Genomic DNA, 26,546 nt, shown 5'->3' on the forward strand with positions numbered 1-26,546 from the left:
TATAATTTTAGCAGCCACGTTTAGAAAACACTACAAAACCATCCAAAATCAAATTGCTGATTTTACGCAGATTAGCTTCCTGCTTAATAAAATCCAAACTCTTCTGGTCGGTAATATTTCCCAGTTCAATTAAAACCGCAGGTGTTTTAGATTCCCGCAAAAGAAGCAGACTGGCGTTTTTCAGAGAATCCTGGACGGCGATGCCACGCCCTTGCTTGAGTTTACTTAAAATGCCCGCTCCCAATTCTTCTGCAATTTTAATGTTGCTGTTTAATTTGGAAACGTAAACCTCTATCCCTCCAAAAACTACCGCAGCACCTTTAGGCGTTGCGTTATGGTGAATGGAAATAAAAGCAGTTGCAGCTTGAAGGGGTAAACGATCGCGAAGTGAAACAAATTCATCGCTATTTCTGGTTAGGCGTACTTTTATACCTCTTTTTACAGCTTCTTCTTTTAGAATTTTTACTGCCCTAAGGTTCATATCCTTTTCCCGCTGCCCATCGAGCGCTACCGATGCGCCATCTTTTCCTCCATGCCCGGCATCTAACACTAAAACCACTTCAGTTTCTTTAAATGCTGGTTTTGCATTCGGGTTAAGCACTATACTGGTTTTATAAAACTGATTCTGATTAGCAGCAAGAGATGAGAAAGACTGGTTTACTCCATCAACATTTCGCTGAACAATTATCTCCTTGCGGTTGATGAAGGCTACAATGCAAAGCAAAACGACTGGAACTGCTAAGAAATAAAGCAGCTTGCGCAAACTAGAATTCGGCTTTTTATACATCATCGTAATTCTATTTTTAAGTGGAAGTTTGCTAAAACTGTTTACGATGGTGTTAGTTGGTGGCGTGGCCAGATTCAGCAGAAGCGATGCATACAAATTTCTATCCGCTAATTTCAAAACGGCTTCATCGGCCAAAAATTCGTGGTTATGCGCCATCGCATTTCTCCAGAAGTATATAATTGGATTAAACCATAAAATGCAGGCAATAAAATTGATTAATAATTTATCAATGGCATGGGCCTGAACCACATGAGCCATTTCATGGCTAATCACCAATTTCTGCTCAGGCTCTCCTAATGATTCGTCAACAATAATTTTGTTTAAAAATGAGCAGTTTTTAATCGCTGAATCCGCTGGCACATACACCAAAGTACCAACCTTTGAAGAAACACTTTTTCGTATCGAAAAGCTAACATAACCGATCATCCATAATGTTCGAAGCATTAAGCCTGCTGCAATAAAAAAATATAAAATAGTAAGCGTTTGGCTCCAATCTATCTGATGATTTGTAGTGGCACCGCCGCCTTCAAAATCCGTCTCGGTAGTTTCGCCTTTACCATAAGCCACTTGGGTAAGCAACTCTTGTTTTTGTACCACTACTTCCCTCGTGCTTTCTACGGTTAAAGCAGGAATCAAAAAACTAAAGATAATTGCCGACAGCAGATATAAACGGTTAAGTTTAAAAAAGGTAAGTTTCGATAACAAAACCTGATAGGTAGCGAAGAAAATAACTGTACAGGCTGAAACCTTTAATAAATAAATTAAAATCATGACTTAGCATTTTCACTGATGAGCTTTTTAATTTCTTCTATATCTTTTTCACTTAACTTTTCTTCTTTCACCATAAACGATAAAAGATTTGCCGGCGAACTATCGAAATACCCTGAAAACATCTTTGAAAAAGTTGTTCTAGTGTATGCATCTTTCGTTATTGCAGGAAAATATTCATACGTTTTTCCATAAGCCTTGTAATTGATGTATCCTTTCTTTTCAAGGAGCCTCACAATTGATGAAATTGTATTATAAGGTGGTTTCGGCTCTTCATCCAACTCATCAATAATGTCTTTTACAAAAGCCTTCTGCAATTTCCATAAAACCTGCATAATGCGCTCTTCTGCTTTGGTTAATTCTTCCATACTCAAACTTATAACTTATTTTTCAGTTATACAACTAATTAAAAAGTTATATAACTTATTTTTCAGTTTTAAAATACAATTGATTGATTTTCAATCTATTAATTTTTACCAGAAAATGAAAGCTTCGAGTTTTTGGCTACGAAAGCCCCGCCATTTGCTATAGCCCTCGTGAAAAACTCGGGGCTGCCGCGGCTGTCGGGTTTAAAAACTGAGCAGGGAATTCTTAGGATTGTTTGCCCACCCCTTGTTTCAATCACTATTTTGTTTCTGAATGTTAAAAAAGGTCTTCGACAAGCTCAGACTGACAACGGTTTCGTAAGTAGCACTTAAGTTCTGTACGATGTCGCAAAACATAATAATCTCATTCCGGAAATTCGAATCAGGCAGTGAAATTGTTATAGACCATAAATCGTTTTTGCAATGATGAGCGGGCGATAAGCACCGCCTGCTGTACCTAAACCCGATCGAAGTGAATGCCACAATTTTTCATTGGGGCAGAAACGGGAGCGGGACTGAAAACCGCCATTAACTCAGAACCGTTAATTTCCAAAAATAATCGAAAATTCAATTCAACAGAACGTATTATTTGCTCAACCCAGCCAGAGCGTTTATTGTTAAAGCAACTATAACAGTGTTAAAGATAAAGGCAATAAGGCTATGCAAAAGGGAAAGCCGACGGATTTTTCGAGATGAAATTTCGACGTCAGATACCTGGAAAGTCATGCCCAATACGAAAGAGAAATAGGCAAAATCTATAAAGTCTGGTTCATCATCGCCTGGAAAATCCAAACCTGAGCCTTTATTTGTTTCGCTATCGCCATAATAGAGATGTGCATAACGCATGCCGAAAGTGGTATGCACCAAAAACCACGACAAAAACATTCCGGAAATGGCGACGATGAGATCAACTGGTTCAATGTCTTTATTAATTAATAGTAAAACAACAGCCAATAACCCTGCAAAAGTAGATACCACAACAATCGCAAAAATTTCTCCACGGGTTTCATCCTGCATCCGGGCTTTAAGGTGCGTTTCTGATGCTGAGGTGTTAAAAAACATGTACCAGTGCAATGAAATAAGCAGTAAGCAGAAAACATCCCAACCAAACATGATGTGTGTTAAAACATCCATGTTTAATGCCAGAGAAACTAAATAGCCCAAAATGCCTGCAAAAACACTGATCAGCAAAATGTACATGGCTGATAGCTTCTGAATACCATCAAGTTTAGGTTCAATTTTCATTTTGCTTAAGCATTAAAATTTTATTGATTGAATTTTAACTTAAAATGTTCTTTTGCCTGGCCTTTTTTGAAATACACCAGGCCTATCCAAAATAAATCAACCGTTACCGTAACATCAGGATGGTTTTTTATTTCCGTCCAGGCTTCTTTCATTCCCTCGCTCCAGTAAATATCATCAAAAATCAGCAAAGAATTTTCGGTTACTTTGGGCAGGCACCACTTGAAATAATTTAAAGTGGCATCTTTTCGGTGGTTTCCATCAATGTAAACGAAATCGAGTGTGGGCTGCTTGGCAATGATATCAGGCAAGATCAAATCAAAATTACCTACATGCAACTCAATGTTGTTCAAATCGAGCTGCTGAAAGTTATTTTTTGCTACTTCAGCAGTTTGCGGGCAACCTTCAATGGTAATAACTTCAGCATCAGGACAAGCTTTTGCCAAATAAGATGAGGTAACGCCCAAACAGGTACCCAATTCAATAACTGTTTTCGGATTCGTATCCTGCGCTAAACGATAAATCAACTTCGCCAATCGTGGACTTTTCAAGGCATTTTTAGCAATCTGACTTACTTTTTTAGTTCGGTTTTTGTTAAGATGAGAACCCGCACCTAAATCAGTTACGGTAATGGCAGAATCGTCAGAAAAAAGTTTTTTTCGTTGCTGTTCTATGTTTTGGTATGGAGATTTATCAGTAAAATCGTAAATTACCTCATCAGCTAGCTTATAAACAAATGGTGAGTGCGTTCCATGACGGGTTTTCGCTGTGAAACGGTGTTTAAGATAGTCGGTAATAAATTGAAATAGCATAATATTGCAAAAGTAATTAAACGCGGCAAACGTGTGTATGTTTTATGGAAAATATCGCTGAGATAAGTGCTTTGGTAAAATTGTTGGATGATCCTGATGAGGAAGTTTATCAACATGTGGAACAAAAACTTCTTGAATATGGTGGCGAGGTAATCCATTACCTTGAAAATGCATGGGAACAATCTTTCGATGGTCTGCTGCAGGAGCGGATTGAGAACATCGTACATCAAATTCAGTTTAACACAGTTAAAGAAGATTTAAATCTTTGGTACCTGAGTGGTGCTTTTGATTTGTTGCAGGGTGCTTTAATCATTAACCGTTACCAATACCCGGATTTAGATGAACAAAAAGTAATTAACCAGATAGAAGAAATTAAAAGGGACATCTGGTTAGGTTTGCAATATGAAATGAGTTCGGTTGAAAAAGTAAAACTGATTAACCATATTTTGTACCAGCAATATGGTTTTGGCGGGAATACAAAAAACCACCACGATCCTCAAAACTCTTATTTAAACCAGGTTTTAGAAAGCAAAAAAGGCAACCAGATTTCGTTGGCGATTATTTATTCTACGCTGGCGCAGAAACTGGATTTACCTATTTATGGCATTAACCTTCCGCAGCATTTCATTTTAGGCTTTATTGATGAAAGTAAACAGGAGGGCACTGAATATGGTGTGCTGTTTTACATCAATGCTTTTAACCGCGGAAATATATTCGGCAAACACGATGTAGATCAATTTTTACGTCAGCTGAACTTAGAATCTTTACCAGAATATTACCGCCCCTGCAGCAATACCGATATTATCCGCCGTGTAATTAGGAATTTAATTTCTGCTTATGAAAATGCCGGCGCTACGGAAAAGGTTGCAGAACTCACCGAATTGCAAAATATTATTGCTGAACCATAAAAAACAAATCAACCTTGAACCACCAAACAAACTCCCTATCTCCCCTTTCTTCGCCAATTTTAATCTTAACAGCAGTATTGCTTCTATTTGGATTTAATGTTAAGGCGCAGAAAACCGCTAAGCCTAACGTAATCGCATATTACACAGGTGGCGGCGGTACGGAAATTGAAAGTTATCCCATTGAAAAGTTAAGCCATTTGATTTACAGTTTCGGCCATTTGAAAGGCGATAGCCTGAACATTCACAGTGCAAAAGATTCTGCGTTAATTTCGAAAATGGTGGCTTTGAAAAGCCGCAATAAAGATTTAAAGGTAATGATTGCCATGGGTGGCTGGAGCGCCTGCGGCCCGTGTTCGGAAGTATTCAGCAGGAAAAATGGCAGAGAAACCTTTGCAAAAACCACGAAAGAACTGCTTGATTATTTTCATGCTGATGGAATAGATATTGACTGGGAATATCCTGCAGTTGCAGGTTACCCGGGGCATCGGTACACAGAGGATGATAAACAAAACTTCACTTTATTAATTCAGGAGCTCCGCAAGAAACTGGGTAAAAAGGCAGAAATAAGCTTTGCTGCAGGCGGAACCAAAAACTGTATTGATTCTTGTTTCGAATGGAAGAAAGTTATGCCGCTGGTTAACCGGGTGAATTTAATGAGCTATGATCTGGTAAGTGGTTATGCTACCCAGAGCGGACATCATACTGCCTTATTTTCCACGCCTCAACTTTTATTATCGGCTGATTATGGCATCAAAGAGATGATCAAAAAGGGCGTTCCTGCGAATAAAATCGCATTAGGTGCCGCATTTTATGCCCGTATTTTTCAAAATACTACAGATGCAAATCAGGGTTTATATCAACCTACCAAATTTTTAAGCGGAGTTTCCTACAAGCACTTTCCTGATCAGTTTACGGAAGAAAAAGGATTTAAATATTATTGGGATGAAGCCGCTAAGGCACCGTATTATTATAATTCTGCAACCAAGCAGTTGGCCACTTTTGATGATCCTAAATCGATTGCATTAAAAACAAAATATGTGGTTGACCATAAATTAGACGGCATTATGTTTTGGGAACTAACTGATGATGCGTATTCAAACGGGCTGCTTGGTGTTATTCATGAAACGTTGGGAAAATAAGAAAGAAGATGTACCATTAATCATTTTATCCTTAAATGTTGTCATGTTGAGCCTGCCGAAACACGCTTTAAAATATTATAAACAAGTCCTTCGACAGGCTCAGGATGACATTTCTTGATTATGACGTAATCTCTTGCAATATTTTCGCAATCTCAATTCTAAAAATCGCCTTTTACTTTAAACTTTTGAACTTTCAACCAGCCAGCCATTAAATTAAACCAATCTGTTTCAGAGGTTTTATTAACTAAGCCGAAACCATGGCCGCCTTTTTCGAAATAAAATAAATTGCTCGGAATTTTAGCAGCTAGCAACGCTTTATGCATCAATTCACTATTGGCAACCGGCACCGTTTTATCATCTTTAGCATGAACAAAATACATTGGCGGCGTTTTCTTGTTTACATTTTCATTTGCAGAAAAGTATTTCTTTAATGAATCCGACGGATTTGGTCCTAAAAGATTTTTCATAGTCCCCGTATGCACAGATTCTTCAAAACTGATTACCGGATAAACCAATACCGCAAAACTCGGGCGAAGATCAATCTTTTCAGGATTTGCAATTTTTAAATCGCTGTAATGTGAAGCCAGGGTGGAAGCAAAATGTCCTCCCGCAGAAAAACCCATGATGCCTAACTTGTCTGTTTTGATACCATATTTTTTGGCATTTTTTCTCACTAAATAAATGGCTTTTTGCGCATCTTGCAATAAGGCATAAGTTTTATCCACCATAATCTGATCACTTGGCAAGCGGTATTTTAAAACGAAAGCCGTTACCCCAATGGCATTGAATCGTTTGGCTACATCCGTTCCTTCATGACTGAATGCTAAAGCACCATAACCACCGCCCGGGCAGATAATTACCGCAGTACCTGTAGCAATGTTTTTAGGCGCTTCAAAAACGGTTAATGTTGGTACAGAAACCTTCGTAACACTTAAAGTTCCGTTTGCCCGCGTCTCTGTATTTTCCACATAGGTGGCAGGGGTTGGCTTGGCACCGGGAATACTATCCGCGTACAAGGGAATTACTTCTTGTGCTTGTGAAAAAATGGAACAAAACGACAGCATTAAAATTATGGAGAACTTATTCATGAAGGGATAATTTATTAGGATTAATACATCTCAGCAAAGCTACTTTGGAAAAATCTTTATCATTATCAGCTATTAATGTTAGATCATGTACCAAACAGGTTGCTGCAATTAATGCATCAGGTAATTTAAGGTTATAAGTTTTTCTAATTCTTATGGTTTCGGCAATAACATCATGTTCTAAGCCAAGCACCAATGAAACTGATACAAATTTTTGTTAGATAGTAATGTCTTCTGGATTTAACGGGTTCCATACTTGCAATTCAATTTCAGAGATAAAAGATATGATAGATTCTGCATCTAGAATATTATCCATGTACTCCAAACCTATCTGCGGAAATGTTCCATTCAGATATTTTATAGCCGCTGACGTATCAACTAAATATCTCTCTGCCATTCACTACGTAAATCATTCAATTGAACATCAATAGTATCTGAACTCATAGGACTTTTGATTTGATTACGAAGTGTTGAGGCTTTTACCGAATTCTTAATAACCTTTATGAGTTTTAACTCCTCAAGCTCCTTCAATATTTTATAGGCTTTTTCGTTTGTTAACTCTATCGTTAATGTATTCATAATATCGATCTTATAAAACTATCATCAAATCAAATATACAAAAACTAAAATTTAGCCAGCTAACCGTTTGATTTTAAAATTCCATTAAATATGCTTTCAAAAAGTCATTAATATCGCCGTTTAAAACTGCATCAGGGTTTGAAGTTTGGTAATTGGTCCGATGGTCTTTTACCCTTCGATCATCTAAAACATAACTTCTAATTTGCGATCCCCATTCAATTTTCTTCTTCGAACCCTCTACCGCAGCAATCGCCTCATTGCGTTTACGTTCTTCAATTTCATATAACTGAGATTTTAGCAAACGAATGGCATTTTCTTTATTCTGAAGTTGCGATCTCGACTCCTGATTTTTGATGATAATGCCTGATGGCTTGTGGTATAAACGAACGGCTGTTTCTACTTTGTTTACATTTTGTCCGCCAGCACCACCAGCCCTAAAAGTTTCAAATTCAATATCTGCCGGGTTAATGTCAATCTGAATGGTATCATCTACCAAAGGATAGACATAAACAGATGCGAAAGAAGTATGCCGACGGGCATTGGAATCGAACGGTGAAATACGCACCAAACGATGAACGCCATTTTCGCCTTTCAAATAACCATACGAAAAATCGCCATCGAACTGAAGCGTTACCGATTTAATGCCGGCAATCTCCCCTTCCTGACTATCCTGTTCGGTAATTTTGTAGCCATTTTTATCGCCCCACATCATGTACATACGCATGAGCATGTAAGCCCAATCGCAACTTTCCGTACCACCTGCACCAGCGGTAATTTGTACCACTGCCGAAAGCTGATCTTCCTTATTGCGAAGCATATTTTTCAGTTCCAGCTCTTCAACCGAAGTTTTGCTCAGCTCAAACTGCTCCTGGAGTTCAGCTTCTGATGCATCACCAGATTGAAAAAACTCAAACATGACTGCAGCATCTTCCACCGCATTATTGGTTTGGTTGAAACCATCTGTCCATTTTTTCTTTGAACTGATTTCGGCGAGAATTTTCTCTGCTTTTTTTGGATCGTCCCAGAAATCGGGCGCCATCGTTAATTTTTCTTCTTCACGGATGGCGTATAGTAGCTCATCGACGTCAAAGATGCCTCCTCAGGGACGTTACTCTATCCCTTAAATCCTGAATTTGTTCTTTGGTCATAGTGGCAAATATATAAAATTGGGTTGATCAACCGGCACAGGCGCTTCATTTAATATCAGAAGCGTGATATTAAGGAATTATTTCTTCATGCTCATATAATCCAAAGTCAGGTTTGAAAGCAATTTTACCCCTAATGTAAAGCCACTTTCATCCAGATAAAAATCTGGAGTGTGGTGCGAAGCGGTTTTCAAAGGATCCTTTCCTTTTGGCATTCCACCTAAAAAAACAAATAAGCCGGGCACTTTTTCCTGGAAGAATGAAAAATCTTCAGCACCTGTTACAGGAGGTTTCAGCATCACGTGATCTGCACCGGCTGTTGCCCGCATACTTGGTAGCATCTTCTCTGTTAAAGCGATATCGTTGAAAGTTACTGGATAATGATTGCTGTAAGGGATTTTAACTTCTGCAGTACCTCCACCAGCTTCAGCAGTTTTAATAGCGATGGTTTTAATGCGTTCGATAAACATGGCTTCATCCTCTTTGCTGAAATTGCGGACAGTACCCAGCATTTCCACCTTTTCAGGGATGATATTCGAACGGACACCGCCATTTATGGCGCCAATGGTTACCACACCTGGGTTTTCGGTTACGTTTAGATTCCGGCTGACAATGGTTTGAAGGTTATTGATGATCTGGGCAGAAATCACCACCGGATCAATACTGCTCCACGGATAGGCGCCATGCGCTTGCCTGCCGGTAACGGTAATTTTCATATCGTTAACCGCAGCCATGGTTCCGCCCGGGCGATAAGTCACATTTCCAACTTCCGTTTGCGCATTAATGTGTAAACCAAATATGGCTTCCACCTTCGGGTTTTCCAAAACGCCTTCTTTAATCATTAATGCCGCTCCACCCTCTTCTCCTGCCGGAACACCTTCTTCTGCAGGTTGGAAAATAAACTTCACTGTTCCGGGAATATCCTTTTGCATGGAAGCCAGCACTTCTGCAACGCCCATTAAAATAGCCATGTGGCTATCATGCCCGCAAGCATGCATCACACCAACTTCTTGTCCGTTATATTGCGTTTTAACTTTTGAAGCAAAAGGAATATTTACACGCTCAACTACAGGCAAACCATCCATATCGGCTCTTAATGCTACAACCGGACCAGGTTTGCCGCCTTTCAAAACGCCAACTATGCCTGTTTTTGCCACGCCAGTAGTTACTTTAATCCCCAATGATTCTAAATGTTTGGCAATAATGCCCGCTGTTCTTACCTCGGTATTTCCAAGTTCAGGATGTTCATGAAAATCTCTTCTCCATTCGATTACTTTTTTTTCTATTGCATCAGCTTTTTTTGTAACCGCTGATCGTAAATCAGACTTTTGTGCAAAGGCGTTAATTGATAATAAAGAAAATACAGCGAGGTAAAATTTTTTCATGATTCCTGTCTAGGTTTACGGATGTACTAATCTAACAATTTTCAGGTTCTCCTTAAATAAAAAAGCCGTGCAATAAATTACACGGCCTGATGGTTCCTTAAGTGAGTAATATTTAAGTTAACTCTACTTCCGTTGTTTCGGCTTCCAAAACCCTGCCATCGGTTAAGGCAATAACGATCTTAAATCTGTGCTTTTTATTTAAGGTTGGCATCGTTTGTAAAAAAACGCCTTCGTAAAAATTATTTGGATAAACATCGAATTGATCCTTGATAGCAGCGATATAATCGGCTATGGTAACCATAGCATTATTTCTCTTGGCTTTGAAATATAAACTCAGGTCAGTGTTTTTTGGATGAGCGGCATCAAAATCATTATTGGAAAATATTTTTAAGGATGCAATATTATCTTTGGCAATAAAATCATCTTCAGGGCAACTGCAAGCATATGCAGTTTGCATCAAACCAAATCTGATCTGTTTTTTATTTAAAACGATGATTTCAGTTTGCAATTGGATTTGAATGCCATAATTAGCACCCGAAATTATTGCAGCATTAGAAATTTTAGGCTCTGCCAAAGAAAAATCCATGTTTCTAAGCAATAGGGCTTTATTGGTGTAATAAACGGTTTTAATCGGTAAACATTTACAATCTACACAAGCAACAATAAGCTGCGACATGAGTGCTAAAGCAAAAACAAAAAAGATTTTTTTAATCATGAGATACGTGAATCAGTTGACTCAAAACTAATAAAAAAAGCCATCCGTTGGGATGGCTTAAAGTATAAATATAATCGTTAACTAGTTAAACATTCCTTTGAGTTTATCAAGGATTCCTCCTTCCCCTTGAGCTGCACCTGCTTGATTAGATTGCTGACCACCGCCATTGAACATACCAATGACATCACTCACATCGAATTTGCCATCGCTTCCGCCAGCTAAACTCCCCAAAACATCTTTGATATTAAAAGAACTGTCGTTTGGATCAGCTGTTTTTTGCGTGAGCTTACCAATAATTACAGGAATTACAGTGGCAGCTAACTTTTTAGCGGTTTCTGCGTTAATGCCTAAGCCTGCTAACTTATCCGTAAAATTACCTGCAGCCTGTTGTGTTACGGCCGAACCTTCGGCATTGCCTGAATTGAAAATTTCGGCTAAACCACCAACATTTCCTGATGCAAGCTGATCTTTTAAGCTATCGAAAATAGAGCCTGAGGCAGCTTGAATAACTTCTTAATTTTGTTCGTTCGGAACTTCGCTGTTATTTACAACGGCCTCCTGTACGTTTTCACGCACCAATTGATTTAAATTTTCTAACATAATTGTTTCTGATTAAATAATGTTGAATGCTCAATATCAATAGGGACTTGCCTCAAAGTTACACTCTAAAATCAACAATAAAAATTCTTAATGATTTTGAACATTAAAAAGACAGTTTTAAAAGTTTGCTTTATTACTTTTACAAAAAACAAAGAATATGTTACCAAAAATAAATTTTACTGAAACAGCGGCCTATAAATATTTAGCCGATCATTTTATTGATATTAATCAGAAAAGCATTAAAGATCTTTTTGCTGAAGATGCAGATCGTTTCAATAAGTTTTCTGTTTTTTTTGAAGACATTTTGCTTGATTACAGCAAGAACAGAATAAGTGATGAAACATTGGCGCTTTTAATGCAACTGGCTCGTGAATGTAAACTGGATGAAGCGATAAAATCGATGTATGCAGGTGATAAAATCAATGAAACTGAAGATCGCTCGGTACTTCATATTGCATTACGTAATTTGAGCAACACACCTGTTTTAGTTGATGGAAAAGATGTGATGCCTGAGGTTAATGCTGTTTTAGCCAAAATGGAAAAGTTTAGCAACAGCATCATCAACGGCGATTGGAAAGGTTACACGGGCAAAGCAATCACTGATGTGGTAAATATTGGTATTGGCGGGTCTGATTTAGGTCCGGTAATGGTAACCGAGGCATTGAAACATTATAAAAACCACCTAAATATTCATTTCGTTTCCAATATTGACGGTACACACATTGCTGAAACTTTATCAGGCTTAAATGCGGAAACTACTTTATTTTTAGTGGCTTCGAAAACATTTACCACGCAAGAAACCATGACGAATGCACATTCTGCCCGTTCATGGTTTTTAGAAAAAGGTGGTAAAGAGGACGATATTGCAAAACATTTTGCTGCTTTATCTACGAATGCAAAAGATGTTTCGGCTTTCGGAATTGATACTGAAAACATGTTTGAGTTCTGGGATTGGGTTGGCGGTCGCTACTCTTTGTGGAGTGCAATCGGCTTATCAATTTCATTAAGCATTGGTTTCGATAACTTTAAAGAACTTTTGGCGGGTGCACATGCTACCGATAATCATTTTGCCACAGCAGAATTTGAAAGCAACATCCCTGTTATTTTAGGTTTGCTGGGTGTCTGGTATATCAATTTCTACAATGCTGAAACACAAGTCATTTTACCTTACGATCAATACCTGCATCGCTTTGCGGCATATTTTCAACAAGGTGATATGGAAAGTAACGGTAAACATGTGGATAGAAACGGTAATGAAGTAGACTATGAAACAGGACCGATTATCTGGGGCGAGCCAGGTACTAATGGTCAGCATGCTTTTTACCAACTGATTCATCAGGGGACGAGGATTATTCCTGCAGATTTTATTGCACCGGCACAAAGTTTAAATCCATTAGGCGATCATCATCCAATTTTATTATCTAACTTCTTTGCTCAAACCGAAGCCTTAATGAATGGCAAAACGGAAGAAGAGGTAACTGAAGAACTGAAAAAAGATGGCAAATCGGCAGAGGAAATTGCTAAAATTGCGCCATTTAAAGTTTTTGAAGGAAACAGACCAACCAATTCTATCCTATTGAAAAAAGTTACACCTTACACACTAGGCAGCTTGGTTGCCATGTATGAACATAAAATATTTGTTCAGGGCGTGATCTGGAATATATTCAGTTTCGATCAGTGGGGCGTTGAATTGGGTAAACAACTGGCGAAAAAAATTCTTCCTGAATTGGAAGGCGATCAAAAAGTGGAGAGTCATGATGGCTCAACCAACGGATTGATTAACCAGTATAAAGCCTGGAGATAATCTTCGCAATTGTTACAACCTAATAAAGAAAAGATAAAACCATCATCACCTATAAAATTCAAAGTGGTGAATTCTTCAAAACCGTGTTTTTTGTAGAAGTAGATCAAGATGGTTAGGCAATTTTTAAAACGAAGCTCATGAATAACCTAGGTTGTATATTTCCGGGCATATAGTAGGATTGAAATATTATCTAATCAATTTTGATTAACCTATTATACATGGAGGCTTAGCATGAGGAGTAATTAAAACTATATTTTTTGAGGCGCAACATCATGTTGCGCCTTTTCTATTGAACTGTTCAGCATTTATTAGTATTTTGTTTATGGAATCAATGAAACTTGCACATCTTTAAATTGTTATACAATAAAACACACGCATTATGAAACAATTGAAAGTATTATTGAGCATGGTTTTGATGGCATTGTCAGTGCCATTGTTTGCCCAAACAAATAAGGAAGTAACCGATAAAATCATCAAAGAAAAAAATTATATCTTCATTGCGAACACGGCTATTCCAATGGCGAATCTGGATGTTTCGCGGGTTTTGGAAAGGATGCCCGGAAATATTGGCGGTGGAGGATCAATAAATCTCACTGGTTCCAATTATGATTTTAGAGTTACCAAAGATAGCGTAGTTGCTTACTTGCCTTTTTATGGCAGGGCTTTTACTGCGCCTTACAATCCTAACGAAGGCGGCATAAAATTTACGTCTAAGGATTTTACCTACAATCAAACCACCAGTAAAAAAGGCAACTATACGGTACAGATCAACACCAAAGATGTTAAAAGGGAAAACTACCGTTTTACTTTAAGTGTATCAAAAAACGGCTATGCCACATTGGTTGCAAGTGGAAATAATAAACAGCCCATTACATTTAACGGGGTTTTAGAGGAGCCGAAGAAAAAGGATGAGTAATTTCTTTAAGCTTTGTAGACTATAGTCGAAATAACGGGGAATTAGATACATCTCCACATTTGTCACGCTGAGCTTGTCGAAACGATTAATAATCTCTATCGACAAGCACAGCATGACAATTAATGAATTTGCTATTTCTTACTAATCTGTATCTGGTAGATGTATGGCCATTTTTTCCCCGTAACAAAAAGTCGCCTGGTTGCTTTATCATAAGCAATTCCATTTAACACATTATTTGCTTTTTGATCTTCAGTTTTAAAGTAATCTGAAGGAAATATGCCAGCCAGATTTATTCTACCTTCTACAGCACCGTTTTCAGGATTGATGATTAAAATCTCATTGGTGGTATAAACGTTTGCATAAATTTTCCCGTCAATCACTTCCAGTTCATTTAAATTTTGAATCGGCCCCTTGTTATCATAAACATCAATTGAACCGATCCGGTTGTATTTATCTTTATCCAGAAAAAATATGGTATTTGAACCATCCGTATTTAAAATTTTCTCACCATCAAAGGCTAAACCCCATCCTTCTCTTCCGGTGGTATAAGAAAACTCAGAAAGCTTTTTTAACGTTGCTTTATCATAAACAAAGCCTACTTTTTCACGGTAAGTAAGCTGAATAATTTTATCACCAATTACGGTTATGCCTTCTGCAAAATATTGCTTATCAACAGGTGTAGATTGTACTATTTTACCTGTTGATGGCTCTACTTTACGTAAACTAGAATGTCCATAATCTCCTGCACTTTCATAGAAAAATCCATCATGATATTCCAAACCTTCTACATACGAAGAGGTATCATGAGGTAAAGTCTTGATGACTTTGTAGGTGTATTCAACCGGAGCCTGAGCCGCTAAAACATTAATGTTGGTTGTTAAATCTTCGGCATCTGTGCCCTCATAAATTTTCGCCGTTATAATGTGGCTTCCCAACTTAAGGCCTTCTGTTTTTAGTTTAACTGCCGAAGTATCGGTTTTTGCAGCAACCTTTGTGCTATCAATTAAATAGACAACTGAATCTACCTTTTTCTCTTTACCAAATTGAATTTTTGTTTCAAACTCATTCCCTACCGGAACATTTAATCCAATCATCGGCGACAAGAAGTTTCGGTAAACATTTGGTTTATCATCCTTACATGCGCTTACAAAAGCAACAATAATTCCAACAAATATTAGTTTTTTGATTTGATTAATCTTCAGGCCAAAAAGCATCTTCAATATGATTTAAGTTATAATTTTTATTTTTTGTAAAGGTAATGGCAATTATGTCAAAACGAATATCATTCTGATGATTCATCAGCGCAATATATTCCGCTGAGGCCAATTCCATCTGTTTCTGTTTGGCTTTGTGCACAAATTCTTCCGGCTGACCAAAAGCAACTGATGTTCGGGTTTTCACTTCCACAAAAACCATAATTCCATTTTTGTAAACAATTAAATCAACCTCAGCTTTACCAAACGTCCAGTTTTCATCCAGCACTTCATAACCACTGGCTTCCAGATATTGTTTGGCAATATCTTCACCTGCTTTACCTAAGTCGTTATGACTGGCCATGTTTTATAGTTTTCAGTTGAAAGTTTTCATTTTTCAGTGGGTAATTGGCAGTTTGAATGTCTATTTTCAATTCCCTAATTCCCTTTTCCAAGTTATTTCACAATCACCGACCCCAAAAATTTAGAGATCTCCCGCTCTACTCCTTTGATCACTCCATAACGTTGCATTAAAATCATCTGGTTATCAGTGTCTTTTTCTTCTTTGATCTCCTTCAGCAAATTGGTCAGAATCTTATCTACTTTACGCTTTTTCAGATGAAAAATCCCACCCAAAATTGTCGCTTTAAGGTTCATACTTTCATCCTTCACATAAATCAGATGTTTGTTCAACCAATTTTCACTTAACGCATATTCTGATGTAGAAAGGGTAATGGCTAAATCAGCAATATCTCTATCCTCGTGTTTGATGAAATGGTTTGCAGTAGGCAAGCGGCCGTTACCAATTTCCGTTTTATAGTGATCGATAATCTTTTTACAGAGGATGTTTTCAAATTCCACATCGGCCAGGTTTTGCATAATGAAAGAGCCAATGTACATGTCATCAATTTTATCCCAGTTGACAAATTCATGGCCATAAGCCAACAATAAACGCACAATTTCCTTCTCTTGATTTTCATCTGTTTCGGCAGGGGTATGTACATGGCCAGGCCCGGCATTGTCATCCCACAAATCATCTGGCGGCCCAAGTGGTTCTGGCGAACCCGAAGAATAGGAAGTGGCCTGATTGTTTGAGAAATTGCTTTGTGTTCTTTGATTGCTTTCGAAGTTTTTCTTTACCTTACCGGAGCGCATTTTATTCAGTTCGCTCATTAAGATCTTTTCTTCAATTTCCAACAAACTACTCGATTCACGAACGAATACCGAAGCTTTAATTGGATCAGGAATTTTGGCAATACTCTCTACAATATCCCGAATGATGCCTGCCCGTTTGATTGGATCATCGCCAGCATCTTTTAATAAAACGTTGGCTTTGTAAAGTATAAAATCTTTGCGGTTATTTTCTAAATAGGTTTTGAAAGCACCTGCACCTACGTGATGCATGTACGAATCAGGGTCATGCCCATCAGGAAAGGAAACGATTTTCACATTCAGCCCTTCTTCCAAAATCATATCCAAACCACGCAACGAGGCTTTTATACCCGCAGCATCGCCATCAAATAGAATGGTGATGTTTTGCGTAAAACGACCAATAAGCTTAATCTGCTCTACAGTTAATGAAGTTCCGGAAGAAGCCACTACATTTTCAATGCCCGCCTGATGTACGGAAAGCACATCCGCGTAACCTTCTGCGAGGTAACAGTTATCTAAATCTCGGATGGCTTTCTTTGCATGAAACAAGCCATAAAGCACATTCGATTTATGATAAATTTCACTTTCTGGTGAGTTTACATATTTTGGAACATTTTTATCTGTTTTTAACGTTCGTCCGCCAAAACCAATCACCCGCCCCGTAAAGCCATGAATGGGAAACATCACGCGACCACGAAAGCGATCGTAAATTTTCCCGTTATCATTTTTGATAGATAAACCTGTTGACTCCAAAAATTCAAGTTTGTGCCCTGCATTGGTCGCACTCTGCGTTAGCGCATCCCAAACATCAGGAGAGTAACCAACCTCGAATTTTTTAAGGATATCTTCTCTAAAACCACGCTCTTTAAAATAACTTAGGCCAATACTTTTGCCTTCGTCGGTTTCCCAAAGTTGTTTTACAAAAAATGTTGCTGCAAATTGAGAAACAATGTACAGACTCTCCTTGGCACTTTGGGCTTCGGCATCTTGTGGTGTGAGTTCAGTTTCTTCAACCTCGATATTATATTTATTGGCTAAAAATTTAAGTGCTTCAGGATACGAATACTTTTCGTGATCCATAATAAAACGTACTGAATCGCCACCCTTACCACAACCAAAGCATTTGTAAATTCCCTTGGTTACCGATACGTGGAAAGATGGTGTTTTTTCGCCATGAAAAGGACAGTTGCCAATTAAACTGGTTCCGCGTTTTTTTAAGTGCACAAAATCCCCTACTACCTCCTCAATCCGGGCGGTATCCATTATCTTATCTATCGTTTCGCGGTTTATCATTTTTTGAGTTACAAGTTGAATGTTATAAGTTACATGTGAATTTTATAAACTATAAGCGTCCAGACTTACAACTTATAACCTATAACTTTTAACCTCATTTTACCAATGGCAACAATTGCTCAGCCACCAGTTTGTTTCCTGTTTCGTTTAAGTGAACACGGTCGGTGGTTAAAATGCCTTTTTCTTTATCTTCCGGATTATTTCTGGCCTCATATTCGGCAAATATTTTTCGCAAGTCGCACAGCGGAAGATTATTCTTCTTTGCCAGTTCTCTGATGCCTGCAGCATATTTATTTAGGTCGGCATCTAATTCATTCGTACCGTCCTTTTTTTCTCCTACTACAGATGGCGTAACTAAAATCACTTTACTTCCAACCCCCTGAATTTTATTAATCAGTGCCTGATAAAACTTCAGGTATTTATCATAATCTGTTCCGGTATGAGAAGATTGTTTATGCCACACATCATTAATACCTACATAAATCACCACTAAATCAGGCTTTTTATTTAACACATCATCTTCTAAACGCAGGTATAAATCGTAAACTTTGTTGCCGCCAATTCCGGCACCTAAAACTTCATATTTGGCAGAATCAAGCGACTTTTTAATCAAAGTAACATAACCGTTCTTCGAAACGCCTTGTTGTGTAATGGAATCGCCGAAAAATATGATTCGTTTTGGTTTTAATGTCATCGAAGTGAATGCAATGAAGCAAAAGCTCAGTAAAATACTTGTTCTAATTAATGTTTTCATATGGATTTGGTTAGCTATTTAATCAACCTTTTTAAGGTCGAGGTCTTGAAAATCGAAACTAAAATCGGTTAGAGGAGAAATGGCTTCCATTTTGATGGCTGTAGGTTTCCCTTCAAAATCTAGCGAAAAATTAACAAAGGCATCCGCATCCATACTTCTGTCGTACCATTTCACAATAAAAGTATTGCCTTTGTAATACACCATATCGCCCCTTAATTTAGGAGAGTTTTTTGCCTCGAAATGCATTTTGCCATTCAATTCACTTATGGTAACCATTCCGAACCATTCATCCTGATAGGTACCCAGATAATTTTTAACAGCGGGCTTATTGTTAGCGTTTTTTTGGGTACTAGCTATATCTGCCCAAACTTTGTCGGTTACTTTTTTACCGTTAGCTTTTTCTTGCTTTTCACTATCAGATGCAGCCTTAATCCGGTTTTTTCCGGTGATACCGAAATAACCATCCTTGATAGATTCGGTGATTGCAGTAAAAGCACCGCCAGCTTGCTGATTGGTTAATACAATAATGCCCAATTTTAAATCCGGAATCAGCGTTACTTCACTCACCATTCCGGCAAGGCCGCCGGTATGTTCAGCAACCATATAACCTTTTTCATCACTTAAGAACCAGCCCAAGCCGTATCCAAAAAAATGCCTGTTGTAAGCTCCTTTTCCAGCAGGAATGATACTGTGTAACGTCCACATCTGATTTTGAGCCGCTTTGCTAAACAACGTTTTCTCGAGTTTTTCGCCGTACTTTCCTCCATTGAGTTGTACCAGCGCCCATTTACTTAACTCACTCACGCTGGCATTCATACCGCCTGCAGCGTTACTGTTTTCTGTAAAGTCTTTTGGAATCACAGTTATTTTTCCATTTACAGGAGCATGGGCATCAATAATATTGGTTTTATCTTTTAAACGATTGAATGATAAAGCACTTTTGGTCATCCCTAAAGGCTGCATCATTCGGGTTTCGATGAAATCCTCATATTTAAGCCCAGAAACTCTTTCAATTACTTCGCCGGCAACAATATAAAGCAAGTTGTCATAATCCCACTGGGTACGAAAACTAGAAACAGGCTTAAGATACCTTAGGTTGTGAATAATTTGTTTTTTAGTAACCGTTGAAGAATCTGGCCAGATCATTAAATCGCCGGCACCAAGGCCCAATCCGCTTCTGTGCGACAATAAATCGCTAATGGTGAATTGCGAAGTTACGTAGGCATCATATAATTTAAATTCAGGTATAATGTCTGTAACCTTAGCGTCCCACGTAATTTTCTTTTCGTCAACTAACATACCTAAAGCTGCAGCGGTAAACGCTTTTGTATTTGATGCAATACCAAAAAGTGTATGTTCATCAACCTTAAAATTATTTTTCAGGGAGCGAACACCATAACCTTTTGCATGGATCACCTTGCCATCTTTTACTACAGCAACAGCAAGGCCGGGAACATCAAAAGCTGCTAAAGTTTTCTCGGCAACACTATCAATTTGTTTGGTAGTTAGTACCTGTGCTTTGAGGTGTATGCTACAGAAAATTAAGGCACAGGCGGTTAGCCTAAACAGGTAAGTGGGAATAGATCGCATTGGGTTTGCTTTAAATAATCGTTTAAAGATAATAAATCTTTCAAAAGCGTTTTTAAACTTATTTACCCTTTTCCAACTTGTAATCTTTGTGAACGATCAAAAAGCTGGCCCGTTCTTCTTTTTTAAAAGGATAATCCCAATTGCCTTGATAGGTGATCTTGGTAGGCAATTTATCTTCACCAAAATAACCCATCTCAATGTTCATTTTTACATCGAAATCGAAAAGCATATTTCCGTATTTCATATCTACGTAGCGACCCAGAATGTTAAAATTTCTTTTATCGAAAATGGTAACCAATTCTTTAATCATGATACCATCTTTTGTCCAGCTGGATAAATCTGGCTTTACAGAAACTTTAAAGCGATAGACAGGAATGGAATCCAGATAAGTGCCGCTGGTAAAGGCGTAATCGTAATACTGGCGCATATTAGCCGAAAATATTTCAGTTTTACTACCAATAAAAGGAACTTTTACCGGTCTACCCGGATTGAATATCAAGGTTTTAAGTTTACTTTTATAGCCCTCATTGGTACCGCCTTTGCCATCACCTGCAGGAGCGTTCGGAACAAAATCCGTGTTGTAAGCATTCATGAAAATATAATCAAACATTTCGATGGTATACAACTGATATTTGCCGTTCTTTTTGTAAAGGTTGCCACTTTCTTCCTTTACCAGGTACTCCATTTTATATTTGCCCGCATTGTTGTGTTTGATTTTGCGGTATATTTTGCCATCAACCTTGTTTTTTTTATCGTAGCTGAAAATTCGGTTTTCAGCGATAAAACTGTAACGCTTCATATCTCTGAAAGACTCATAAAATGAGGTATCATTCACCACCTTATTAATGAATGTTTCAATGTTTAAACGCTCTGCTTTAATGTTTACAACAGAATCCAAAGTAATCGTTTTGATGGTATCGGGATTGAAACGTGGAATTTCCTGCGCAAAGCCACTAAAGATGAAAGCAGATGATATTAATAGCAAAAGTATTTTTTTCATGTAAAAATGGTGTATTGAATAATGGTAGATGGATAATGGAAAATGTTTGATGATAATGTACGCTTTAATTCTGAAACTCAATTCCATCTTCTATTCTACATCTTCCCTCTTTCTTTAGTTTCCGAGTTGCTTTAAGGCAATGTAAGCCATTAAACCGGTAGAAATTTTTAGTGCATCTTCATCAATATCGAATTTTGGCGTATGCACAGAATACCGCGTATCCTTTGCTGCATTCCCAGTACCTAAACGATAAAAACAAGCATCTGTTACCTGCGAGTAAAAAGAAAAGTCTTCAGCAGCCATCCAGATATCCAGATCAACTACATTTTCCTTACCTAAAAATTCCTCCGCAAATGATCTGGCATTGGCTGTTAGTTTTTCCTCGTTGATCAGAAACGGATAACCTTTGTGGATATCAAAGTCGCAGCTTCCACCCATTGCTTCTGCAATACCTTCGGCCATTTTTTTCATGCGCTTGTGCGCTTCTGCTCGCCAGTCTTCATCTAAAGTTCTAAAGGTACCTTCAATTTTAACTTCGTTAGGAATAATGTTTGTAGCACCATTTGCCGTCACTTTTCCGAAGGATAGCACCGATGGCAAACGAGGATCGGCATTACGGGAAACGATTTGTTGCAAGGCAATAATAATATGCGAAGCGATTAAAACCGGATCGATATTTTGATGAGGTTGTGCGCCATGACCACCTTTTCCGGTAACCGTAACATACAATTCATCGGTTGAAGCCATATAAATGCCAGAACGAAAACCTACTTTACCGGATTCGATTAAGGGCATCACATGCTGACCAACAATATAATTTGGTTTTGGATTTTCGAGCACGCCTTCTTTAATCATAATGCTCGCTCCACCTGGAAGTAACTCTTCGGCGGGTTGAAAAATTAATTTAACAGTGCCGCCAAATTCATTTTTTAACTGATTGATAATGTAGGCTGTCCCTAACAGAGAAGAGGTATGAACATCATGGCCGCAGGCATGCATTACCCCTGGATTTTGTGAGGCATAAGGCTTGTTGCTATCTTCTAAAATGGGCAAGGCATCCATATCAGCCCGCAAAGCGATCACCTTATCAGATGGTAAATTTCCTTTAATCAAACCAACGACGCCAGTGTTTGCACAGTCGGTAAATTCAATCCCCCAACCTGTTAGTTTTTCTTTTACAAATTTTGAGGTTTCAAATTCTTTGAAGGATAATTCAGGATTTGCATGAATATGTTGACGGTAGCCTACTACATCGTTGAAAATAGTAGCAGCCAGTTCTTGAATTTTATCTTTGATCATCAGTAGTGGTCGTATCTAATTGTGGGGCATTAATTTTTTCCCTAAAAATGAATAATGTTGGAAAGGCCGGACGGATTTCACTCATTAAACGCTGCGCCTCCAGGCGGGTTCTGAAATCGCCTACGCGGATGTAATAATTCGGTTCCTTATAAACCAGGTAGGTGTTATATTTCGGATAAAGACTTTTAAAACGGGCTTGCTGGTTAAATACCTCCCGCCGATCGGAACCGTAAAAAACCTGAACCCTGTAACCATAAGCAGATACAATGGGTTTGCCGATTTTTACTTCGCCAGGAGCTTTGTAAACAGCAGAACGTTTAGCAATTAAACTATCAATTAACGGATCTTTTATAACCGTTACTTCTCCTCTTTGTGCAAAAGATGCCGTAAATAGTAAAAAGCTAAATATAAAAGTTATTGTTATTTTCATTTGTAAGTAACCAAGAGCATTCTCAAATTGTTTAAAAAGAAGAATGCCGAATTCTTTGCAAAAATCGGCATTCTTTATGGGTTGTGCAAATGGTAGTTTGGCCATTAGGTTGAGCCAGCATACCGTCATGCTGAATTTATTTCAGCATCTTTCTAATTACGACCCTGAAATAAATGCAGGGTGACGATGATGGAAATACCTGGCTTAATCAACTTAGCTTGTTCTTACAAATTTGCACCGTGGCAGTTTTTGTACTTTTTGCCGCTTCCGCATGGGCATGGCTCATTACGGCCAATAGCTGCTTCTTTGCGAATGGGTTGTTGTGGTACTGCTTCACGGGTATCTCCAAACTCAACACCTGGTTGCTCTGCACCAAACTCCTGTTTAGTGGTTTGCAATTTTGGTTGTTTTACCGGAGCTGGTGCTTCCCTAACCTCTTCAGCTTCTTGCTGAACCGGAATACCACCTTTATACAAGAAACTTACTACCTCTTTATTTACCGCATTAAGCATGTTTTTAAATAAGTTAAAAGCTTCCATTTTATAAATTACCAATGGATCTTTTTGCTCGTAAACTGCATTTTGAACAGATTGTTTTAAATCATCCATTTCACGTAAATGCTCTTTCCAGCTATCATCAATTAAGGCTAAAACGATTGTTTTTTCGAATGAGCGAACCACCTCTTTTCCTTTATTTTCAATCGCTTTTTTCAAATCAACAGCCACCTGAATACCGCGAATACCATCGGTAAACGGAACTACAATTTGTTCGATATGCTGACCACGCTCTTCGTAAACTTGAGTTAAAACAGGTAACGACTGTTGGATAATCGCATCCGATTTACGGGCATAAAAAGCCTCAGCTTCTTCAAATAATCTTTCAGTTAACTGTGCTGCATTCGTAGAAGCAAAATCCTTTTCACTAATTGCAGTATCCAAAGAGAAGTTTTTAATTACTTCTAATTTGAATCCATCATAATTTGCTTCTTGTTTGTACTCACTTACAATATCTTCAGCAACATCGTAAACCATGTTATTCATGTCTACATCCAAACGTTCGCCAAACAGGGCATTTTTACGTTTAGCATAAATTACCGTACGTTGTGAGTTCATTACATCATCGTATTCCAACAAACGTTTACGAATACCAAAGTTGTTTTCTTCTACTTTTTTCTGAGCACGTTCTATAGATTTGGTAATCATTGAATGTTGAATAACTTCACCATCTTCGATTCCCATACGCACCATGATGCTTGAAATTCTTTCAGAACCAAATAAACGCATTAAGTTATCTTCTAGTGAAACGAAGAACTGAGATGAACCCGGATCTCCCTGACGACCAGCACGACCACGTAACTGTCTATCTACACGACGAGATTCATGGCGTTCCGTACCAACAATGGCTAAACCGCCTGCATCTTTAACACCCGCACCTAACTTAATATCCGTACCACGACCAGCCATGTTGGTAGCAATGGTTACCGTACCTGCCTGACCAGCTTCAGCAACGATATCGGCCTCTTTCTGGTGCATTTTAGCGTTTAACACGTTGTGTTTAATTCCACGAAGTTTAAGCATACGGCTTAACAATTCCGAAATCTCAACAGAAGTGGTACCCACCAATACCGGACGACCTGCTTCGGTTAATTTTACGATTTCATCAGCTACAGCATTATATTTTTCACGTACTGTACGGTAAACATAATCTTGCTGATCAGCCCTTGATATATTTCTGTTGGTTGGAATTTCAACTACATCTAATTTATAAATCGACCAGAATTCACCTGCTTCTGTAGTTGCCGTACCAGTCATACCGCAAAGTTTGTGGTACATACGGAAATAGTTTTGCAAAGTTACCGTTGCATAAGTTTGCGTGGCATCTTCAACTTTTACGTTTTCTTTTGCCTCAATCGCCTGGTGTAGCCCGTCAGAATAACGACGACCATCCATAATACGACCTGTTTGCTCATCAACAATTTTAATCTTTCCTTCGTCGATGATGTACTCTACATCAATTTCGAACAAGGTATAAGCTTTTAACAACTGGTTAACAGAGTGAATACGTTCTGCTTTTACAGAATAATCACGCATCAAAGCGTCTTTCTGCACCACTTTATCTTCTAAAGGCAATGCCGATTTTTCTAAATCAGCAACTTCAGTACCTACATCAGGCAATACGAAGAAATTAGGGTCTTCTCCAGATTGCGTAATCAATTCAATACCTTTTTCCGTTAATTCTACCTGATTATTTTTCTCGTCGATGTAGAAATACAATTCAGAATCAACTTTAGGCATATTCTTAGATTGATCAGCCATGTAGTAGTTTTCTGTTTTTAACAGCAAACCACGAACACCACTTTCACTTAAGAATTTAATTAAAGCTTTGTTTTTAGGCAAACCACGATAAGCACGTAATAATGCTAAACCACCTTCGCCTTCTTCTGTACCGGTATTACCAGCGTTGATTAATTTTTTTGCTTCGTTTAAAGCTTGAGAAACATAAGCTTTTTGTGCATTTACCAAACGTTCGATGCGTGGTTTTAGCTCATAAAATTCATGCTCATCACCACGTGGAATCGGACCAGAAATAATTAATGGTGTACGGGCATCATCAATTAAAACTGAATCGACCTCATCAACCATTGCGAAGTGTAATTTACGCTGCACCAACTGGTCAGGCGTTTGCGACATATTGTCACGCAGGTAGTCGAAACCAAATTCGTTATTCGTTCCATAAGTGATATCCGCAGCATAAGCTTTTCTTCTTTCTTCGGAGTTTGGCTCATGCTTATCAATACAATCAACACTAATGCCATGGAATTCGAATAATGGACCATTCCACTCACTATCACGACGGGCAAGGTAATCATTCACGGTAACGATGTGAACACCTTGTCCGGCAAGTGCGTTTAAATAAGCAGGCAATGTAGAAACTAAAGTTTTACCCTCACCCGTAGCCATTTCGGCAATTTTACCACTGTGTAAAACGATACCACCAATTAACTGCACATCGTAGTGAACCATGTTCCAAACCACTTCTGTACCGGCAGCATCCCAACGGTTAGCCCATTGTGCTTTATCGCCTACAATTTTCACATTGCTTTTGCGGGCTGCATAATCTCTGTCAAACTGTGTGGCAGTAACTTCCAAATAATCGTTTTCACTTAAACGACGGGAAGTTTCTTTCACTACCGCAAATGCTTCAGGAAGAATTTCCAAAAGCACTTTTTCCAATTCTGTATCACGATCCTTTCCTAAGGCATCTACCTGATCATAAATAGCTGTTTTTTGGTGAAGGTCTAAATCTTCACTTTCTGCTTCGGTTTTTAAAGCCGAAATTTTTCCATCAATTTCAGTCAAAAATGCAGAAATGCGCTCTTTGAATTCAATTGTTTTTCCACGCAGCTCATCGTTGCTTAAGGCTGAAAGTTTACTGTAATGTTCATTTATGGCAATAACCAATGGCTGAATCGCCTTTATATCTCTCTCTGATTTACTTCCGAAAATCTTCGCTAAAAATCCTAACATTATATTTTAAATCGTATTTGTTATTAATAAAAAAGTGTATGACAACAACCAATCCATT

Annotated in this window: 25 protein-coding genes; 5 read left to right on the forward strand and 20 right to left on the reverse strand. The window is 38.2% G+C overall.

Translation table 11 applies throughout. The features are described 5' to 3' along the window. Nucleotides 1-7: 7 nt before the first annotated feature. From R2Q70_RS01190 to R2Q70_RS01205, 4 genes are all read right to left on the reverse strand, one after another. Entirely contained in the window at nt 8-1,558 is a 1,551-nt protein-coding gene (locus R2Q70_RS01190) for a M56/M15 family metallopeptidase (RefSeq protein ID WP_316805861.1), read from the reverse strand. Beyond that, nucleotides 1,555-1,923: a BlaI/MecI/CopY family transcriptional regulator gene (locus tag R2Q70_RS01195; protein WP_316805862.1), complete on the reverse strand. Its 369-nt coding sequence runs from the start codon at nt 1,921-1,923 to the stop codon at nt 1,555-1,557. The genes R2Q70_RS01190 and R2Q70_RS01195 overlap by 4 nt, the downstream gene beginning before the upstream one ends. Nucleotides 1,924-2,505: 582 nt before the next feature. Then, nucleotides 2,506-3,165, reverse strand: coding sequence for a DUF1345 domain-containing protein (locus R2Q70_RS01200; RefSeq protein WP_316805863.1), 660 nt, complete (start codon nt 3,163-3,165; stop codon nt 2,506-2,508). Nucleotides 3,166-3,185: 20 nt separating this feature from the next. Further along, complete coding sequence (locus R2Q70_RS01205; protein ID WP_316805864.1) at nt 3,186-3,974, reverse strand: class I SAM-dependent methyltransferase; 789 nt, start codon at nt 3,972-3,974, stop codon at nt 3,186-3,188. A 44-nt stretch (nt 3,975-4,018) separates the two neighbouring features. Here R2Q70_RS01205 and R2Q70_RS01210 point away from each other — a divergent pair, with 44 nt between their 5' ends. Further along, nucleotides 4,019-4,882: a transglutaminase-like domain-containing protein gene (locus R2Q70_RS01210; protein WP_316805865.1), complete on the forward strand. Its 864-nt coding sequence runs from the start codon at nt 4,019-4,021 to the stop codon at nt 4,880-4,882. Nucleotides 4,883-4,896: 14 nt separating this feature from the next. Then, nucleotides 4,897-6,021 (forward strand): glycoside hydrolase family 18 protein, encoded by a 1,125-nt coding sequence (locus R2Q70_RS01215; protein ID WP_316805866.1) that lies wholly within the window; start codon nt 4,897-4,899, stop codon nt 6,019-6,021. 158 nt (nt 6,022-6,179) lie between these two features. On the opposite strand, the gene R2Q70_RS01220 is transcribed toward R2Q70_RS01215, so the two are convergent. The 7 genes from R2Q70_RS01220 to R2Q70_RS01245 form a co-directional block, all read right to left on the reverse strand. Continuing rightward, nucleotides 6,180-7,109 (reverse strand): alpha/beta hydrolase, encoded by a 930-nt coding sequence (locus R2Q70_RS01220; RefSeq protein WP_316805867.1) that lies wholly within the window; start codon nt 7,107-7,109, stop codon nt 6,180-6,182. After that, nucleotides 7,102-7,299, reverse strand: coding sequence for a PIN domain-containing protein (locus tag R2Q70_RS21870; RefSeq protein WP_410478352.1), 198 nt, complete (start codon nt 7,297-7,299; stop codon nt 7,102-7,104). Before R2Q70_RS21870 ends, R2Q70_RS01220 begins: the two co-directional genes overlap by 8 nt. A gap of 185 nt (nt 7,300-7,484) precedes the next feature. After that, nucleotides 7,485-7,685, reverse strand: coding sequence for a hypothetical protein (locus R2Q70_RS01225; protein ID WP_316805868.1), 201 nt, complete (start codon nt 7,683-7,685; stop codon nt 7,485-7,487). Nucleotides 7,686-7,758: 73 nt separating this feature from the next. Then, nucleotides 7,759-8,833, reverse strand: a protein-coding gene (prfB, locus tag R2Q70_RS01230) for a peptide chain release factor 2 (protein ID WP_124911150.1) whose coding sequence is annotated in 2 segments (ribosomal slippage) — nt 7,759-8,772 and nt 8,774-8,833 — 1,074 coding nt in all. Because the reading frame shifts where the segments join, the coding sequence is not laid out codon by codon here. 77 nt (nt 8,834-8,910) lie between these two features. Next, nucleotides 8,911-10,215: an amidohydrolase gene (locus tag R2Q70_RS01235; RefSeq protein ID WP_316805869.1), complete on the reverse strand. Its 1,305-nt coding sequence runs from the start codon at nt 10,213-10,215 to the stop codon at nt 8,911-8,913. A 112-nt stretch (nt 10,216-10,327) separates the two neighbouring features. Then, nucleotides 10,328-10,930 carry a DUF5034 domain-containing protein gene (locus tag R2Q70_RS01240; RefSeq protein ID WP_316805870.1) on the reverse strand — a complete coding sequence of 201 codons (603 nt, stop codon included), beginning with the start codon at nt 10,928-10,930 and terminating at the stop codon, nt 10,328-10,330. 81 nt (nt 10,931-11,011) lie between these two features. Beyond that, nucleotides 11,012-11,161, reverse strand: coding sequence for a hypothetical protein (locus tag R2Q70_RS01245; protein WP_316805871.1), 150 nt, complete (start codon nt 11,159-11,161; stop codon nt 11,012-11,014). Between the two features lie 7 nt (nt 11,162-11,168). Between R2Q70_RS01245 and R2Q70_RS01250 the strand changes: the two genes are divergently transcribed. The 3 genes from R2Q70_RS01250 (at nt 11,169) to R2Q70_RS01260 (ending at nt 14,250) form a co-directional block, all read left to right on the forward strand. Beyond that, nucleotides 11,169-11,396, forward strand: a complete 228-nt coding sequence (locus R2Q70_RS01250; protein ID WP_316805872.1) for a hypothetical protein — start codon at nt 11,169-11,171, stop codon at nt 11,394-11,396. 291 nt (nt 11,397-11,687) lie between these two features. Next, nucleotides 11,688-13,334, forward strand: coding sequence for a glucose-6-phosphate isomerase (pgi, locus tag R2Q70_RS01255; RefSeq protein WP_316805873.1), 1,647 nt, complete (start codon nt 11,688-11,690; stop codon nt 13,332-13,334). Nucleotides 13,335-13,713: 379 nt separating this feature from the next. Next, complete coding sequence (locus R2Q70_RS01260; protein WP_316805874.1) at nt 13,714-14,250, forward strand: DUF4251 domain-containing protein; 537 nt, start codon at nt 13,714-13,716, stop codon at nt 14,248-14,250. A gap of 131 nt (nt 14,251-14,381) precedes the next feature. Here the strand turns inward: R2Q70_RS01260 and R2Q70_RS01265 are convergent, their stop codons facing one another. From R2Q70_RS01265 to secA, 9 genes are all read right to left on the reverse strand, one after another. Continuing rightward, nucleotides 14,382-15,464, reverse strand: coding sequence for a glutaminyl-peptide cyclotransferase (locus R2Q70_RS01265; protein ID WP_316805875.1), 1,083 nt, complete (start codon nt 15,462-15,464; stop codon nt 14,382-14,384). Beyond that, nucleotides 15,442-15,807 carry a YraN family protein gene (locus tag R2Q70_RS01270; protein ID WP_316805876.1) on the reverse strand — a complete coding sequence of 122 codons (366 nt, stop codon included), beginning with the start codon at nt 15,805-15,807 and terminating at the stop codon, nt 15,442-15,444. The genes R2Q70_RS01265 and R2Q70_RS01270 overlap by 23 nt, the downstream gene beginning before the upstream one ends. A 92-nt stretch (nt 15,808-15,899) precedes the next feature. Continuing rightward, a complete protein-coding gene (gene dnaG / locus R2Q70_RS01275; RefSeq protein ID WP_316805877.1) occupies nt 15,900-17,888 on the reverse strand; it encodes a DNA primase in 1,989 nt (662 codons plus the stop codon). Between the two features lie 94 nt (nt 17,889-17,982). Continuing rightward, complete coding sequence (locus R2Q70_RS01280; RefSeq protein WP_316805878.1) at nt 17,983-18,642, reverse strand: SGNH/GDSL hydrolase family protein; 660 nt, start codon at nt 18,640-18,642, stop codon at nt 17,983-17,985. 18 nt (nt 18,643-18,660) lie between these two features. Next, a complete protein-coding gene (locus R2Q70_RS01285) occupies nt 18,661-20,232 on the reverse strand; it encodes a serine hydrolase (protein WP_316805879.1) in 1,572 nt (523 codons plus the stop codon). 58 nt (nt 20,233-20,290) lie between these two features. Beyond that, on the reverse strand, nt 20,291-21,232 hold the full coding sequence (locus R2Q70_RS01290) for a hypothetical protein (RefSeq protein ID WP_316805880.1): 942 nt from the start codon (nt 21,230-21,232) through the stop codon (nt 20,291-20,293). A gap of 114 nt (nt 21,233-21,346) precedes the next feature. Beyond that, a complete protein-coding gene (locus R2Q70_RS01295; protein ID WP_316805881.1) occupies nt 21,347-22,531 on the reverse strand; it encodes a M20 family metallopeptidase in 1,185 nt (394 codons plus the stop codon). Then, nucleotides 22,518-22,961 carry an SPOR domain-containing protein gene (locus R2Q70_RS01300; protein WP_316805882.1) on the reverse strand — a complete coding sequence of 148 codons (444 nt, stop codon included), beginning with the start codon at nt 22,959-22,961 and terminating at the stop codon, nt 22,518-22,520. Before R2Q70_RS01300 ends, R2Q70_RS01295 begins: the two co-directional genes overlap by 14 nt. Nucleotides 22,962-23,185: 224 nt before the next feature. Further along, nucleotides 23,186-26,488, reverse strand: coding sequence for a preprotein translocase subunit SecA (gene secA, locus R2Q70_RS01305; protein ID WP_316805883.1), 3,303 nt, complete (start codon nt 26,486-26,488; stop codon nt 23,186-23,188). Nucleotides 26,489-26,546 lie beyond the last annotated feature (58 nt).

It is taken from the genome of Pedobacter agri (genome assembly GCF_032678665.1).
Taxonomy (GTDB): Bacteria; Bacteroidota; Bacteroidia; order Sphingobacteriales; family Sphingobacteriaceae; genus Pedobacter; species Pedobacter agri_A.

Excerpts from the sequence above, each read along its gene's own strand:
- R2Q70_RS01240 (WP_316805870.1), bottom strand. The coding sequence starts at position 10,930 with ATGATTAAAAAAATCTTTTTTGTTTTTGCTTTAGCACTCATGTCGCAG.
- R2Q70_RS01270 (WP_316805876.1), bottom strand. The coding sequence starts at position 15,807 with ATGGCCAGTCATAACGACTTAGGTAAAGCAGGTGAAGATATTGCCAAA.
- R2Q70_RS01220 (WP_316805867.1), bottom strand. The coding sequence starts at position 7,109 with ATGAATAAGTTCTCCATAATTTTAATGCTGTCGTTTTGTTCCATTTTT.
- R2Q70_RS01235 (WP_316805869.1), bottom strand. The coding sequence starts at position 10,215 with ATGAAAAAATTTTACCTCGCTGTATTTTCTTTATTATCAATTAACGCC.
- R2Q70_RS01190 (WP_316805861.1), bottom strand. The coding sequence starts at position 1,558 with ATGATTTTAATTTATTTATTAAAGGTTTCAGCCTGTACAGTTATTTTC.
- R2Q70_RS01285 (WP_316805879.1), bottom strand. The coding sequence starts at position 20,232 with ATGCGATCTATTCCCACTTACCTGTTTAGGCTAACCGCCTGTGCCTTA.
- R2Q70_RS01225 (WP_316805868.1), bottom strand. The coding sequence starts at position 7,685 with ATGAATACATTAACGATAGAGTTAACAAACGAAAAAGCCTATAAAATA.
- R2Q70_RS01260 (WP_316805874.1), top strand. The coding sequence starts at position 13,714 with ATGAAACAATTGAAAGTATTATTGAGCATGGTTTTGATGGCATTGTCA.
- R2Q70_RS01205 (WP_316805864.1), bottom strand. The coding sequence starts at position 3,974 with ATGCTATTTCAATTTATTACCGACTATCTTAAACACCGTTTCACAGCG.
- R2Q70_RS01295 (WP_316805881.1), bottom strand. The coding sequence starts at position 22,531 with ATGATCAAAGATAAAATTCAAGAACTGGCTGCTACTATTTTCAACGAT.
- R2Q70_RS01210 (WP_316805865.1), top strand. The coding sequence starts at position 4,019 with ATGGAAAATATCGCTGAGATAAGTGCTTTGGTAAAATTGTTGGATGAT.
- secA (WP_316805883.1), bottom strand. The coding sequence starts at position 26,488 with ATGTTAGGATTTTTAGCGAAGATTTTCGGAAGTAAATCAGAGAGAGAT.
- R2Q70_RS01300 (WP_316805882.1), bottom strand. The coding sequence starts at position 22,961 with ATGAAAATAACAATAACTTTTATATTTAGCTTTTTACTATTTACGGCA.
- R2Q70_RS01280 (WP_316805878.1), bottom strand. The coding sequence starts at position 18,642 with ATGAAAACATTAATTAGAACAAGTATTTTACTGAGCTTTTGCTTCATT.
- R2Q70_RS01265 (WP_316805875.1), bottom strand. The coding sequence starts at position 15,464 with ATGCTTTTTGGCCTGAAGATTAATCAAATCAAAAAACTAATATTTGTT.
- R2Q70_RS01200 (WP_316805863.1), bottom strand. The coding sequence starts at position 3,165 with ATGAAAATTGAACCTAAACTTGATGGTATTCAGAAGCTATCAGCCATG.
- pgi (WP_316805873.1), top strand. The coding sequence starts at position 11,688 with ATGTTACCAAAAATAAATTTTACTGAAACAGCGGCCTATAAATATTTA.
- R2Q70_RS01195 (WP_316805862.1), bottom strand. The coding sequence starts at position 1,923 with ATGGAAGAATTAACCAAAGCAGAAGAGCGCATTATGCAGGTTTTATGG.
- dnaG (WP_316805877.1), bottom strand. The coding sequence starts at position 17,888 with ATGATAAACCGCGAAACGATAGATAAGATAATGGATACCGCCCGGATT.
- R2Q70_RS01290 (WP_316805880.1), bottom strand. The coding sequence starts at position 21,232 with ATGAAAAAAATACTTTTGCTATTAATATCATCTGCTTTCATCTTTAGT.